The sequence below is a fragment of the Bradyrhizobium sp. i1.15.2 genome (assembly GCF_040548425.1).
Taxonomy (GTDB): Bacteria; Pseudomonadota; Alphaproteobacteria; order Rhizobiales; family Xanthobacteraceae; genus Bradyrhizobium; species Bradyrhizobium canariense.
Genome location: NZ_JBEPRQ010000004.1, coordinates 353,511 through 367,043, shown reverse-complemented (window position 1 = coordinate 367,043; position 13,533 = coordinate 353,511). Strand labels below are relative to the sequence as shown.

The following is a 13,533-nucleotide window of genomic DNA, read 5'->3' as shown; positions in this document are numbered from 1 at the left end:
ATGGATGAAAGGTCGAAGCGCCGCGTCGCGCTGGTTACGGGCGTCACCGGTCAGGATGGTGCCTATCTCGCCGAGTATCTGGTCGGGCTAGGCTACACCGTTCACGGCATCAAGCGGCGATCGTCCTCGTTCAACACCGCCCGTGTCGATCATCTTTATCAGGATCCGCATGCCGACAATGTGCGGTTCCTGATGCATTACGGCGACATGACGGATTCGACAAACCTGATCCGTCTAATGCAGCAGATCCGACCAACCGAGATCTATAATCTGGCTGCACAGAGCCATGTGGCGGTTAGTTTCGAGAGCCCGGAGTACACCGCGAACGCCGACGCGATCGGAACGCTGCGGCTATTGGAGGCGATCCGCATTCTTGGCATGGAGAAGGAGACACGGTTCTATCAGGCGTCCACCTCCGAGCTCTACGGCCTCGTGCAGGAAGTGCCGCAGAAGGAAACGACCCCCTTCTACCCGCGCTCCCCTTACGCGGTGGCGAAGCTTTATGCGTATTGGATCACCGTGAACTACCGCGAGGCCTACGGCATGTTTGCCTCGAACGGCATTCTCTTCAACCACGAGAGTCCGATCCGCGGCGAAACCTTCGTCACCCGCAAAATCACGCGTGCCGTTGCCCGCATCGAGACGGGCCTCGAAGAGACGCTGTATCTCGGGAATCTCGAGGCCAAGCGCGACTGGGGCCACGCCAGGGATTATGTCGAAGGCATGCACATGATCCTGCAGGCCGACCGGCCCGATGATTTCGTACTGGCGACCGGGGAGACCCGCTCGGTGCGCGAGTTCGTGGAGCTCGCCTTTGCGGAAGTCGGCCGCAAAATCGAATGGCAAGGCAGGGGCGTCGAAGAAACCGGCCTCGACAAGGAGTCAGGCAGGATCGTCGTGCGGATCGACCCGACTTATTTTCGTCCCACCGAGGTCGATCTCCTGATCGGCGATCCCAGCAAGGTGCGCGAGAAGCTCGGCTGGAAATCCAGGACCCCGTTCGCGCAGCTGGTCAAGGAAATGATGGCTTGCGATTTGCTCGAGGCGAGGCGAGAGGTTGCCAATGGCAAGTACTCCATTTGAACTGGCCGGCAAGACCGTCTTCGTCGCCGGCCATCGCGGCATGGTTGGCTCCGCGTTGGTGCGGCGACTCGCTGAGGAAAATGTCGAACTGCTGACGGCCTCGCGGAGCGAGGTCGACCTGCGTGACCAGACCGCCGTCGATAAATGGTTCGCTGCTAGGCGTCCGCAGGTAGTGTTCCTTGCTGCCGCCAAGGTCGGCGGTATCGTCGCCAACAACACGCTGCGGGCGGAGTTCCTCTACGAAAATCTCGCGATCGCGACCAATGTCATTCACGCAGCGCATGTCAATCGATGCGAGAAGCTGATGTTCTTTGGCTCCTCCTGCATCTACCCCAAACTGGCAGTCCAGCCGCTGCGCGAAGAGTCGATGCTGACAGGCCCGCTGGAGCCGACCAATGAACCCTATGCGATTGCCAAGATCGCCGGCATCAAGATGGTCGAAGCCTATCGCAGCCAGTACGGTTCAAACTTTATCAGTGTGATGCCGACTAACCTTTATGGTCGCGGCGACAATTATCATCCCGAATACAGCCACGTCGTCGCGGCGTTGATCCGCCGCTTCCATGAGGCCAAAACGTCGGGGGCGAAGAACGTCATGGTGTGGGGCACCGGCACGCCGCGGCGCGAATTCCTCTTTGTCGACGATCTGGCGGACGCCTGCATCCACCTCATGAAGACCTATTCGAGCGGCGAGCTCGTCAACGTCGGTACCGGCACGGACATTGCGATCGCCGAATTCGCCCGGGTGGTCGCGGCGACCGTCGGCTATTCCGGCGAGATCAGCTTTGACAGCTCGCGCCCCGACGGCACTCCGCGCAAATTGCTCGACGTCAACCGGTTGGCGAAACTGGGTTGGCGGGCCAAGACCCCGCTCGAGGATGGGCTCAAGCTGGCCTATCAGGCATATCTCGGCGAGAACCGGCAGTCCGGAGAGTAGGAAGCGCACTTCCGCCATTGCGAGCCGACGGTCGCGCACCCGATGTCCGCGGCTGGCGCGATTCATCGGTGGGGCCACGGTGGCGATCACCCCGGAGCGAACCAGCATTTCGGCAGCACGACATCATCCCTATTGGCGACGTTTCTCCTGTCGAGGTCGTGAGGAAACCTTCTGGCAGGCGCTCGGCGAGAAACGCGATCCTTGCGCAAGAACGAGAATTCCATGATCGGCGGGACCTTGAAGTCCCTGTATTCGATGGGTTTGAAGTAATTATTCGGATGAATGTGTACGACGTCGAAGTGCTTGGTGATCTTCTTGAAAACAGCGCCGATCAGCTTGAGACCGATAGGATTGAAAATTCTGTCCAAGGAATGGAACTCGATGATCATGATCCTGAAGCGCTTCAGGTCGTCGCAGCTCGTTTCGATGATAACCTCGTATTCGCCGCCTTCAACGTCCATCTGGAGGATGAGATCGCCGGTCCGAGCGCCCTTTCTCGACATCCAGTTCTCTAAAGTCATGAACTTGGCGTTGTTTTCGTTTCCGAGGAATTTTTTTTCGAAATCGAGCAGGTCATTTTGGGTCGCGGGTGCATCCACCGAGAAGTCGGCGAGGAAGCACGGGATGCCGCGTTCGGCAAGGCCGAGCTCGAAGTCAGAGACGTTGTAGACGCCCGGCGAAAAGCAACCGACGCAGCCTTCGAGGTCATCCGGAACCAAATAGCCGCCATCAGCGGATCCGCCCAGTCGAACTAATTTCTTGTCCGTAACGACAGGGAAAAGGTCCCGGAAGAATTCCCTGAGCTCCTCCTCCTTTGAGGTGCCGGATATCATAACGTCGCTGTTGAGCAGGCGTGTCTTCACGTAGTCTTTTAATAAACCGATCATGCGATGACTCCGAGCTCGCTAACGCACCTGGGTGCAAGACGTGCTGCAAGAATCGGCATTCCTGCAGGCTCGCTGCCTATGTTCGTTGCGATCAACACATTTGCCTGCCTTAAGACTCCAATAGATTCGATTCTTGTCATGAATATGTGCGGTGGTATCGCTATTCGGCAGTGTTGCCGAGACTTGCCTTTTGGCTGCTAAGCCGATCTATTCCGTGCTCTGGAACCGGTCGGCTTCCGCATCGGCGAGGGGACCGAGTGAGGCACGAGAGCGTAGAGGCGGAAGCGGCTGAGCGCGAAGATCGAATGACAGACGCGGGAAGCTCGCAGCGCAAACATCCGGCGTCCGCGCTGGTGGCGCGCAGATGCGTTGTTTGCACAACCGTTGCGGGTGCTTGGCGCAATGGCAGAAGTGGATTAGTCGAATGGGAAGTTTTGCCGATGCATCGAAAGCCATTCGATGCTGTGATGCGACCGATGGGACCGAACTCAGGACGATGGCCGAAATTCCCATGAAGGATTCTCGTACACTGATTGCAGAACTGCAGGATGAGATCGAAAAGGTCATCGGGCCCCATCTGGTGGGTGTCGAGAATTTCGCGCTGGTGGATTTCCCCAACCACTCCAATGTGGGCGACAGCGCCATATGGTTGGGTGAAGAGACCTATCTGCAGAAAAAGCTAGGTCGAGCACCCTCCTATGTCTGCACCTATGACACCTGGTCAAAGAAGGAATTTGAAAGAGCCGTTCCTGTTGGACCGATCCTTATCCATGGTGGGGGCAATTTTGGCGACCTGTGGCCCAGCCATCAGGAGTTTCGGCTCAGGCTTCTGTCGGAGTTTCCGGATCGCCCGATCATTCAGTTGCCACAAACTATACACTTCTCCTCGAAGGCAAGTCTCAAGCGCGCCGCGGAGATCATCAACTCGCACAAAAAATTCCGGATTCTGGTCCGTGACGTGCAAAGTTTGAATATCGCGACAGCGGAATTTACTGCGCCCGTGGATCTCTGTCCGGACATGGCGTTCTGCCTGGGGGCGCAGAGCTCGCCAGCGGCAGTAACCAAGAAATTGTTGCTGCTGCTCCGAACCGATCACGAGAAGGTAGAGCAAAAGCATTTTCCGCCGCTCCCAAACTTTGCTGTTGTCGAGGACTGGCTCAACGAACAACGAGGCTTGGGAAAGTGGTTGTTTGTCAAGGCGCTGCTCGAGACGGCGCTCCTCTTGCTCAAGGGCAGGACGTCGTCGGAGCTCGACGTGCGCATTCGGTGGTTTCACCTGCTGGCGTCGAATCGTGTAGCCCGTGGAATGAGGCAGGTTGGATCGTCGGCCTACGTGATCACGGACCGGCTTCACACGCACATCTTTTGCGTGTTGCTGAATCTGCCGCACTCGGTTCTTGACAATAATTATGGGAAAATCAGCACGTTCGTCGATGCGTGGAGCAAGCCCTTCGAAAAGTTGAGCCGGCCACTGAGCACGAGTGTGGACGGCGCCCTCGCAAAGTTTCTGGATATCTGCCAGGGCAGTTCGGCGCCGACGGATCAACGTTGAGGGTCGAGCATCATCCTCCGTACGGGCGGTTCGCCGGCTCGTGCGCGTGGACGGTGAACGTTGTTGTGCTCTTTGTGGTCTGGCCCGCATTGTTCGCGCAGGAGATTGTTAGGTTGGCGACCCCTGCCGCCGTGGGAACGCCATTGATCAGTCCGGTGGAAGGGTCAAAGGCGAGCCCCTGCGGCAGTCCTTTGACGGACAAAATCTTCGGCATCATGACGCCGACATCGCACTCCCCATAGATATCGTGGTGATAGCTGTCGCCTGCGGCGGCTGAAAGGGGGGGCGTCGTCACGCGCGGGCCGCGATTGATGGAGAATCGCAGGGGCTCCATCGTTGAGCCGTCAGGCTTGTAGCCGTAAACGACGACATGGGACCGCCCGGGATTTCCCGTAGCGGTGGTGAAGTCCGCCTTGATCGTGCGCGCCGCCGCATCGTACGAAATTCCTTCCGGGAATTGCGTAAACGTCGACTGCTCCGCCATGCCCGGTTCGGAGCTGTCGTAGGGTACGACCTGGACGAATTCGGTGACGCTTGCATCACCCCACAGGGCCTTGGCGCTCGGGAGCACGACCTTGCCGCTGCCGTCATAATCGACATTAAGGTCTTCGACCGAAACCAGCGGCTTCCAATGCGCGACGCCTGCCGTCCGCCAGCCGCGAATCCAATCGACATCGAGATAGGCCCCGGTCGTGGAGCTGGCCCACGCCGCGGCGTCGTACGCCTCGCCCGCGAACGTATTGTTGAATATGTGTGACGTCAGCAGCAGAAATGAGGGCATATTCTTGGTATTGGAGTCCACGCCAATAAACTGGGACCGAAGGGCACTATCGACGTAAAGCTGGGTGCTTCCGCCGTTTCGAAAGACGAAGCTGAAGACGTGGAACGTATCGTCCATATAGTCGAACGGTCCGGCGCTGTTGTCGGTCGAGATTGCCCCCGAGGTGTGGACGATATTGCTGAAATGCATCCCTTGAGAGTTGCACTCCAGATCCCACTCGTTGCCGGTTGGGTTGAGCACGGGTGCAACGGAATAGGTCCAGAATGCTGGATGAAAGCCAGCCGGATTCGTAAGCCTGGAGCTGAACCGAGCACGTATCTCGACGATGACGGCATTGGTGCTCGGGTAGTATGCAAATGCCCCGGCCGTATGGATCATCGCGGAGAGGTGCGGGCGGACGCCTCCGTTGATGGACCGGTCGGTCGGTGTAAGGAATGCCTGCTCGCGCACTGTTGCCTTGCGCGCCCCGAGCCGCAGCACCGAACTGGAAACCGACATGTTGTCGAAGTCGACCGCGACGCCGCGGTTCCGGTCTTTGTAACCTGTCGTTAGCGGGTCGGCATCAAAGCCTGTCCCTAGCGACGTGGTATTGCCGCGGATGCCTGGATGATAGGCGCCAGTCGGGAAGAACTTGCCGCGCGGGTTTGCCGGACCAACGATATCGAGGGCGTCGAAATCGTCACCCCAGGACAGCGTATAGCCCGCATACAACCCGCTGCCATTCTGGCCGACGACGGCGCCACCGACGATCTGGCTGCTTCGCTTGGAGGGCGTGATGGATCGCAGGCGCTGTCGCACACCATCGTTGCTCAGGCCTAGATAAAGTGCTGAGCCAGCAACAGCCAACGATGCGACGAACAATGCTGCCATGGTGCCGTTGATTCGACGCTTTGATGGCATCCACGCCTCTCTTGCCTAACCGTCATCATTTTTGCGGCGTACACATTCACTCGCAAGTGTGGAAACCTTCGGTTTGCACCAACGCGTTCGAATGCGGACCATTTCAGTGTGTAGCCGCAGATTTCGTGCTGACGGGGATAACAATGTGAAACATCGTCGCGAACATGGCAGCCTGGGCGCTTGCCTCCTCCTTGTCAGCAGAGACAAGTTCGCGCTAATCCTTTTGAGATCATGTGCAATGCGGTTCCAAGTTGACAGCGCAGGACTGACTAATCAATGGGCAGCGATCTCAGAGTTGTGGCGATTAGTTTGGACGGTTCCGTGCGCCGCGAGCGCGCGAGTGCAAATCTGGATTCGCTTGGTATTCCCTGGACCTTCTTTGATGCCTTGCGTGTGCCAGCCACGGGGCTCCCGCAATATGATGAAGCGCTGGCCATCCGCTTTTGGGGCAGGGGCCTTTCACGAGCCGAGATCGGCTGCGCAGCGAGCCATATGAGCATCATGGCGCAACTGGGGGCATCGGACACCGACGATTCATGGACACTTGTGGTGGAAGACGACGTCGTTCTCGATGCCGGATTCAGCTTTCGATCGCTTCCGGATATCTGCAAGGCTGCCGAGATCGGTTATCTCCGGCTGTATGGGCGACACATGGCGCCGTGCAAGCACGTGGCCTGGCTGGATCAGCGGGAATTGGTGCGGTTTGAGCGCGCGCCAATGGGAACGCAGGCCTATCTGATCTCCAGCGGCGCAGCGCGTCGATTTATCCACAGCGTGACGACGATCCATCGGCCAGTCGACTGGGAGATGGATCGCTTCTGGGCAAATGGGCTGTACAACTATGGCTTGTTTCCATTTCCATGCCTTGAGCTGACGCTGCCATCCTCGATTGCAAAAGCGGCGGAGTCGCTCCGCGAGCCTACTGCGCTTGACAGGGCGGCATGGTTTGCGTGGAAATCGAAGGAATACGTTCTGCGCTTGTCGGAAAATATTCGCCTTCGCCAGTCCGACAGGCGGATTCGCGGCCGCCTTGCCGGCGTAACCAGTCTTTACGGGCCAATGCCGGGGACAATTCGCGGGGTTCGAAAGCCTGTGATTGATGCCTGAAGGGCGTGCGACGAGGATCTTGCGAGGTGGGTTGGCTTTGCGCCATCGCGCATTCAGGCGTGCTTGCGTCGGATAACGCTGCCGAACCTCAGGAGCGGCCGAACCTCAGGAGCGGCCTCAGGAGTTCTGCCCTGTTGAACCGGAGCATGATCAGCCGGTATGCAAACCAGGAAGGACTCAAGAATAACACAGTGAACCAGACGATATGAGAGGCGGCGGTCCGCCATTGTGTCGTCTCGGTCAGAGCCAGCCATATGCCGCGACGCAGGAGCGAACTCGATGTGTCCATCTCCTGGGCGACATACCTCAGTCCCAATTTTCGGGACGCTAAGCGATAGTTGATAAAGACGATCTCGTTATCGATTGGCCTTGCCGATTGCACATGTACCGACTTCCTGTCGCAATGCGCCTTCAGGATATCGAACTCGGCGACGCGAAACCCGATTTGCCTAGGGAAATCGGGAAAGCGCTGGGCGCGGCCCTGCGCGTCGTTCCGGCTGATATTTCGACCGTGGAGCCGATATTGCCCCAAGATTGCCTGCACCGTGACGACGTCCCCGTAAAGCGGCGCGATCGTGTTGAGAGCGCCATCGTATCCGACGGGCGGATTGAGAGGGATGACCTGACGAAGAAACTCTCTGGAATACGCATTGCCCGACATGACCGGCCAGATGTACGTTCCTGACCGGATAAATTCTGCATGCACGTCCTGTAACGTATACGACGTCGGAAACGCACAAAATGACCGTCCAAGAGGCGTACCAGCGCCGTCGATGAGTTCCAGATTGAACTGAACTTTCGAGAGACCCTCGCGCCAGTGTGCGGCGACATTTTCCACTGCTGTCGGCATCAGGATATCGTCCGCATCAAGGAACAGCAGCACATCGCCTGTCGCTTCGCGATACCCAACTTCGAATGCTGCGATGTTGCCTTGATTTGCCTGAAATATGGCTCGAATCCTGTCACCATACCCGGCGATGATCTGACGGGAACCGTCGATCGAGCCATCGTCGACGACAACAATTTCATCCGCTGGACGCGTCTGATTCAACGCGCTGTCGATTGCGAATCCGACATACCGTTCGTAATTGTAGACTGTTATGACGATGCTAATCTTCAACGCGTCTCGCTCAGGAAATCTGCCAGTGTCATCGAAGGCTATCAATCCATGCGTTGATGAGCCAGAAGTAATTTCACAGTCCGCAAGCATGGTTGGTGAGACAATCGCATGAAAATCGCTCTGATCGATCCGTCACTGTTTACCTGGCCGTATGATCTTAAATTAGCCAAAGGATTGACCGATATTGGGCATGCAGCCAACATTGTCGGGCGCCAGCTTGGGCAGAAGCCGTCCGTCGACGAAGTGCGGTTTCTTGACCGACATTTTTATCCTGGGATGCAGTCGCGCTTTTTCAAGAAACTTCCGCGCAACGTGCAGCTGGGACTGAAGGGTCTCAGTCACGCTGAATCAATGGCTCGGCTGATCAGGCGCTTCAGGAGAGCGCCGCCCGATGTGATCCATTTCCAGTGGGCGCCCTTGGCGATTGTTGACAGCCAGTTCGTTCCCAAGTTCAGAAAGGTCGCGCCAACGGTTCTGACCGTTCATGACTCGAATCCGTTCAACAACAATCCGAGCTCGCGGATACAGCGGATTGGCGCGCTCAAGATTCTGCATTGCTTCGACCATCTCATCGTTCATACGGCCGTTGCACGCGATCGCCTTCTGGGCGTCGGTATCCCGGACGAGAAGATATCCGTTATCGCGCACGGATTGCTGACGGATCATATCGCCCGACCGGCGGACGAGCCTTCGGCCGGTGGCGGGCGCGTTCAAATACTCCTGTTCGGCAAGATAAAGCCCTACAAGGGCGTCGACGTTATGCTTCGCGCACTTGCATTGCTTCCCCGAGAGGTCAGGGCACGTTGCGTGGTGAAGGTCGTGGGCTGGCCGGAAATGGCGATGGAGCCGTTGTTTGCGATGGTGAAGGATCTGCAGCTCGACGACCATGTCGAATTCGACCTGCGGTTCGTTCCGGACGATGAAATGACCTCGCTGGTCGCGCACGCCGACATCCTGGCTTTTCCGTACCGAGACATTGACGCATCGGGGGTGCTGATGCTGGCGATCGCGGCGGGACGTCCGATTGTCGCGTCGAACATTGGAACCTTTGCCGAATGGCTGAACGATCGGGCAGAGGGAACGCTCGTTCCTCCAGATGACCCCGCCGCATTGTCCCGGTCACTCGAGCGGCTAATTGATGATCCTGATTATCGAAACTCCAAGGGACAAGCAATGCTGGATCTGCGCGACTCCGTGCCGACGTGGACCTCAATTGCCCGCCTGACCGAGGTCGCTTATGCGAAGGCGGGCCGGCATGCAGACGCACTGGTCAGCGCCCAGGTTCTGCAGGATTCAGGAAACTGAAGGGGTCATCTGCCAGGTGGTCTGGCGGATCGACAGGATGCCCCAGAAAAAGCCAAGTGCCCACGCGAAGTGCATCACGACAGCGGCCGGCAGCGCAAGCAACCCGCAAATCGAGCGATGCTTTTGTGCAATTGTCACTGCAGTAAGCCCAAGTATCGCCAGATAAGCCATCGGCAATGTCAACAGTACAGGTGCGAATGGAGACAGAACGATGGCGCAGAACATCAACGCGACGTGAGTCGGTACCAGGAACTGGCGCAGTCGCAACGATCCGGGATGCCGTCTCACGGTTCTCGATCGACCGCGACCATAGTTGAAGTACTGCTTCGCCAGGCTCAGAAAACCCGACCTCGGTCGATATGAAAGGCGGATGTCCGAATCCAGAAATATCCGGCCGCCGATTGCACGCAGCCGGCAGTCAAACTCTGCATCTTCATTGTGAGTGAAGGTTTCATCGTAACCACCGGCCCTGCGAAAGGCGTCGATGGTCATCGCTGCGTGATGTCCATGATCGACAAAGCCGCTTTTCTTTCCGCCGCGATGTGCCGATCCGCCCGAACCGACCTTTGTGTCCGATACCCAGGCGACGGCCTTTTGCAGGCAGCCGTCACCGCGCGAGTCCATAGGGACCACGACCGAGTCGGCTTGGCGCTCGTCCAAGGTCTTGAGGAGGCGCGAAATATAGTCCGTCGGATATTGGCAATGGGCGTCACACCGCACCAGGACCTGCGCTGCAGCACCGTAGACTTGTACGGCCAGATTAACCCCGGCGCTCTGCAGCCGCTGCGGATTGCGCAACAGATGGACGCCGGCAATCTCCTCGGCCAGCTGGCGCACAATGTCAGCCGTCTCATCGGTGCTGCCGCCATCTGCAACCACGATTGTGCGATCTTCATGAACGCTGTCGCTAGCGAGGTTACGGACAACGGTCTCGATGTGGGGAGCCTCATTCAATACCGGTACGACGATCAGGACTTTTCTGGACACGGTTTAGCTACCATCCTGCGGTTCTTTGCTCAATCCGTTGGCAGGCACAGCATTGTTCTCTGATGCTCGCCAACGGATGTGTCGACGGTCAAATATAACAATGGCCAACTCGTGACCTGCCGCTCTTTTGTTGCCTTGATCAGCCAGTATGCTCAGCTACCAAGCCATAAAATGGCGATATATTTTGGTGGATACTGTGTGGCCGATCGCCTGAAGATCCGGCATCAAACCTGACCGGAGCGATATGTGAAAATTGTTGTCGCCGTCTTCGCGTTGTTGCTCGCGCTATGTCATCCTGCATCAGCTGATCCGATGACACTTGATTTTTCATGGGGCGGGACACGCGGCTGTATCACACTTTTCCCAAATCCCGAGATCCGACTGAGCAATGTTCCCGTGGGCGCCACGTCGATGTCGCTCACACTAGCGCAAGGCACCCGAGAGATGGGAGGCCAGGACGTTCCGGTTCCCCGTAACGGCGTTGTGCCGTCTGGGACGGTCCGGACATTTGGTCCTTGCAAGCCTGGAATGTACGAATGGACCGCTCTGGCGAAATCATCGACAGGGCAGGTTCTCTCGGAAGCGCATCAAACGCGGTTCTATCCCGCGGACGAAACCGCCACGAGGCAATAGTTTCATAGCAATGCGCGCACCAAGGACACCGCTCGCGGCTGCATCCGACACGAGGGGCCGCAGGGGCGCATTTGTCGATTTTGTCAGATGGTTGCTGACCTAAATTCGATGTGACGAAAGTGTCGAGGCCTTGCAACTGCGCGTTCCCGGTTCCTGCGTCCCACCTGCGGCTGCGTCGGAGCCACGCATCGCACCAACTCAGGCCACAATTGCTTTAGATAAGGATCAGCTGGAATTTGGAAGTCGGAGAGTTGACAACAAGAATTTGTGACGAGGAGTAAATGTTGGCGCGAACGAGGCGAATCCTTGTAACGGGCGGTGCCGGCTTTTTGGGTTCGCACCTCTGCGAACGGTTGGTAAGCGCCGGAAACGAAGTTTTGTGTGTCGATAATTTCTACACCGGCTCAAAGGATAATCTGACTGGATTGCTTTCCAACCAAAAAGTTGAAGTAATCCGGCATGACATCACATTTCCTCTCTATGTGGAAGTCGACGAGATATTCAACCTCGCGTGCCCGGCCAGTCCAATTCATTACCAGCACGATCCTGTTCAAACGACCAAAACGAGCGTGCATGGTTCCATCAACATGCTTGGGCTGGCCAAGAGGATACGCGCAAAAATTCTGCAGGCGTCGACTTCGGAAGTTTACGGTGATCCCGAGGTTCATCCGCAAGACGAAACCTATTGGGGCAGGGTCAATCCGATCGGGCCGCGCTCGTGCTACGATGAGGGAAAGCGGTGCGCGGAAACACTGTTTTTCGACTATCGGCGGCAACACAAGCTTTCGATAAAGGTTGCCCGCATCTTCAATACTTACGGTCCACGTATGCGTCCCTATGACGGGCGTGTCATTTCCAATTTCATTGTGCAGGCACTAACCAATCAACCAATCACAATTTACGGTGACGGGCAGCAGACACGCTCATTCTGCTACGTCGATGACCTGATCGACGGTCTGGTCCGGCTGATGAACACATGTGATGACGTCGTCGGTCCTATGAATCTCGGCAACCCCGCTGAGATCACAATGCTTGAATTGGCCGGGATGATCGTGGACCTCACTGGATCCAGATCGGCTATCGAATTCATGCCGCTTCCGATCGACGATCCCAAGCAACGCCGACCCAACATCAGTTTGGCCCAGAAATCGTTGGGATGGCTTCCATCCTTCTCGTTGCGCGACGGCTTACGCAAAACCATTGCATATTTCGAGAGCCTAATGATTGCGCGGGGAGCGGAAGCGGCGAGATGAAAAAGACTGTTCTTGTCACTGGTGGTGCTGGCTACGTCGGCTCGCATTGCTGCAAGGCGTTTGCGATGGCGGGCTGGAACGTCGTGACGCTCGACAATCTTTCCCGAGGCTGGCGCGATGCTGTGCGCTGGGGACCGTTGGTCGAGTGCGATATTCGCAATTCAGCCGGCGTACGCGCAGCGCTGGAAACCTACAAGCCTGACCTCGTCGCGCAGTTTGCGGCACTGGCTTATGTCGGCGAATCGGTGGCTGATCCCGCCATTTACTACGATAACAACACGAGAGGAACGCTTGCCCTCCTGGATGCCATGCGGGCGGTCGGCTGTTCGCGCGTGCTCTTTTCCAGCACGTGTGCCAGTTACGGAGTACCCACGCGCACCCCGATAGACGAAACGCATCCGCAGGCGCCGATTAGTCCCTATGGATGGTCCAAGATGATTATCGAGCGTATGCTCGAGGACTTCGGTCGCGCGTACGAGATGTCGTCGGTTTCGCTGCGCTATTTCAACGCGGCGGGCTGTGATCCTGATGGCGAGATCGGCGAGCGCCACGAACCGGAGACGCACGCCATTCCGCTGGCGATCGAAGCGGTGCGCCGACCCGATCGGCCTTTCACCATTCTGGGAACGGACTTTCCGACGCCGGACGGCACTGCAATAAGGGACTATATACACGTCACTGACCTGGCGCAGGCCCACCTTCTGGCAGGTGACATGCTGGTGGCTCGAGGCGGTACTCATGTCTTCAATCTCGGTACGGGGGTTGGCACGAGTGTGCTCGAACTAGTAGAGGCGGTGAAGCGTGTCTCCGGAAAGGACCCGGTCGTCCGCCGCGGCCCACGCCGCCCAGGGGACCCGCCCACGCTCGTCGCCTCCTTTGCCAAAGCCAAGCGGGAGCTCGGTTGGAGCCCGTGGCAATCCGAGATCGATTTCATTATCAAGACCGCACTGAGGTGGAGCGATAGCCACCCGCCGGCATGATTGCGCAC

Annotated in this window: 11 protein-coding genes; 7 read left to right on the top strand and 4 right to left on the bottom strand. The window is 57.6% G+C overall.

What is annotated here, in order from left to right; all coding sequences use genetic code 11:
• Positions 1 to 1,083, top strand: a complete 1,083-nt coding sequence (gene gmd, locus ABIB80_RS11510) for a GDP-mannose 4,6-dehydratase (RefSeq protein WP_035993338.1) — start codon at positions 1 to 3, stop codon at positions 1,081 to 1,083.
• Complete coding sequence (gene fcl, locus ABIB80_RS11505) at positions 1,064 to 2,020, top strand: GDP-L-fucose synthase (protein WP_007595314.1); 957 nt, start codon at positions 1,064 to 1,066, stop codon at positions 2,018 to 2,020. The genes gmd and fcl overlap by 20 nt, the downstream gene beginning before the upstream one ends.
• An 86-nt stretch (positions 2,021 to 2,106) precedes the next feature.
• Here fcl and ABIB80_RS11500 read toward each other — a convergent pair whose 3' ends face one another.
• Positions 2,107 to 2,907, bottom strand: coding sequence for an FkbM family methyltransferase (locus tag ABIB80_RS11500; protein ID WP_007595312.1), 801 nt, complete (start codon positions 2,905 to 2,907; stop codon positions 2,107 to 2,109).
• A 424-nt stretch (positions 2,908 to 3,331) separates the two neighbouring features.
• Here ABIB80_RS11500 and ABIB80_RS11495 point away from each other — a divergent pair, with 424 nt between their 5' ends.
• On the top strand, positions 3,332 to 4,459 hold the full coding sequence (locus ABIB80_RS11495) for a polysaccharide pyruvyl transferase family protein (protein ID WP_007595310.1): 1,128 nt from the start codon (positions 3,332 to 3,334) through the stop codon (positions 4,457 to 4,459).
• Between the two features lie 10 nt (positions 4,460 to 4,469).
• Here ABIB80_RS11495 and ABIB80_RS11490 read toward each other — a convergent pair whose 3' ends face one another.
• Complete coding sequence (locus tag ABIB80_RS11490) at positions 4,470 to 6,140, bottom strand: putative Ig domain-containing protein (protein WP_219684435.1); 1,671 nt, start codon at positions 6,138 to 6,140, stop codon at positions 4,470 to 4,472.
• A gap of 276 nt (positions 6,141 to 6,416) precedes the next feature.
• On the opposite strand from ABIB80_RS11490, the gene ABIB80_RS11485 reads away from it, so the two are divergent.
• Positions 6,417 to 7,247: a glycosyltransferase family 25 protein gene (locus ABIB80_RS11485; protein WP_007595306.1), complete on the top strand. Its 831-nt coding sequence runs from the start codon at positions 6,417 to 6,419 to the stop codon at positions 7,245 to 7,247.
• 88 nt (positions 7,248 to 7,335) lie between these two features.
• On the opposite strand, the gene ABIB80_RS11480 is transcribed toward ABIB80_RS11485, so the two are convergent.
• A complete protein-coding gene (locus ABIB80_RS11480; protein WP_007595304.1) occupies positions 7,336 to 8,367 on the bottom strand; it encodes a glycosyltransferase family 2 protein in 1,032 nt (343 codons plus the stop codon).
• A gap of 108 nt (positions 8,368 to 8,475) precedes the next feature.
• On the opposite strand from ABIB80_RS11480, the gene ABIB80_RS11475 reads away from it, so the two are divergent.
• Complete coding sequence (locus ABIB80_RS11475) at positions 8,476 to 9,672, top strand: glycosyltransferase (protein ID WP_354127437.1); 1,197 nt, start codon at positions 8,476 to 8,478, stop codon at positions 9,670 to 9,672.
• Here the strand turns inward: ABIB80_RS11475 and ABIB80_RS11470 are convergent.
• Positions 9,661 to 10,659, bottom strand: coding sequence for a glycosyltransferase family 2 protein (locus ABIB80_RS11470; protein WP_007595299.1), 999 nt, complete (start codon positions 10,657 to 10,659; stop codon positions 9,661 to 9,663). The two genes, ABIB80_RS11475 and ABIB80_RS11470, sit on opposite strands and share 12 nt — an antisense overlap.
• A 914-nt stretch (positions 10,660 to 11,573) precedes the next feature.
• Between ABIB80_RS11470 and ABIB80_RS11465 the strand changes: the two genes are divergently transcribed.
• Together ABIB80_RS11465 and galE are read left to right on the top strand one after the other, a co-directional pair.
• Positions 11,574 to 12,545, top strand: a complete 972-nt coding sequence (locus ABIB80_RS11465; RefSeq protein WP_007595297.1) for a UDP-glucuronic acid decarboxylase family protein — start codon at positions 11,574 to 11,576, stop codon at positions 12,543 to 12,545.
• Complete coding sequence (galE, locus tag ABIB80_RS11460; RefSeq protein ID WP_007595295.1) at positions 12,542 to 13,525, top strand: UDP-glucose 4-epimerase GalE; 984 nt, start codon at positions 12,542 to 12,544, stop codon at positions 13,523 to 13,525. Before ABIB80_RS11465 ends, galE begins: the two co-directional genes overlap by 4 nt.
• Positions 13,526 to 13,533: the final 8 nt, after the last annotated feature.

Excerpts from the sequence above, each read along its gene's own strand:
- gmd (WP_035993338.1), top strand. The coding sequence starts at position 1 with ATGGATGAAAGGTCGAAGCGCCGCGTCGCGCTGGTTACGGGCGTCACC.
- fcl (WP_007595314.1), top strand. The coding sequence starts at position 1,064 with ATGGCAAGTACTCCATTTGAACTGGCCGGCAAGACCGTCTTCGTCGCC.
- ABIB80_RS11500 (WP_007595312.1), bottom strand. The coding sequence starts at position 2,907 with ATGATCGGTTTATTAAAAGACTACGTGAAGACACGCCTGCTCAACAGC.
- ABIB80_RS11495 (WP_007595310.1), top strand. The coding sequence starts at position 3,332 with ATGGGAAGTTTTGCCGATGCATCGAAAGCCATTCGATGCTGTGATGCG.
- ABIB80_RS11490 (WP_219684435.1), bottom strand. The coding sequence starts at position 6,140 with ATGCCATCAAAGCGTCGAATCAACGGCACCATGGCAGCATTGTTCGTC.
- ABIB80_RS11485 (WP_007595306.1), top strand. The coding sequence starts at position 6,417 with ATGGGCAGCGATCTCAGAGTTGTGGCGATTAGTTTGGACGGTTCCGTG.
- ABIB80_RS11475 (WP_354127437.1), top strand. The coding sequence starts at position 8,476 with ATGAAAATCGCTCTGATCGATCCGTCACTGTTTACCTGGCCGTATGAT.
- ABIB80_RS11465 (WP_007595297.1), top strand. The coding sequence starts at position 11,574 with ATGTTGGCGCGAACGAGGCGAATCCTTGTAACGGGCGGTGCCGGCTTT.
- galE (WP_007595295.1), top strand. The coding sequence starts at position 12,542 with ATGAAAAAGACTGTTCTTGTCACTGGTGGTGCTGGCTACGTCGGCTCG.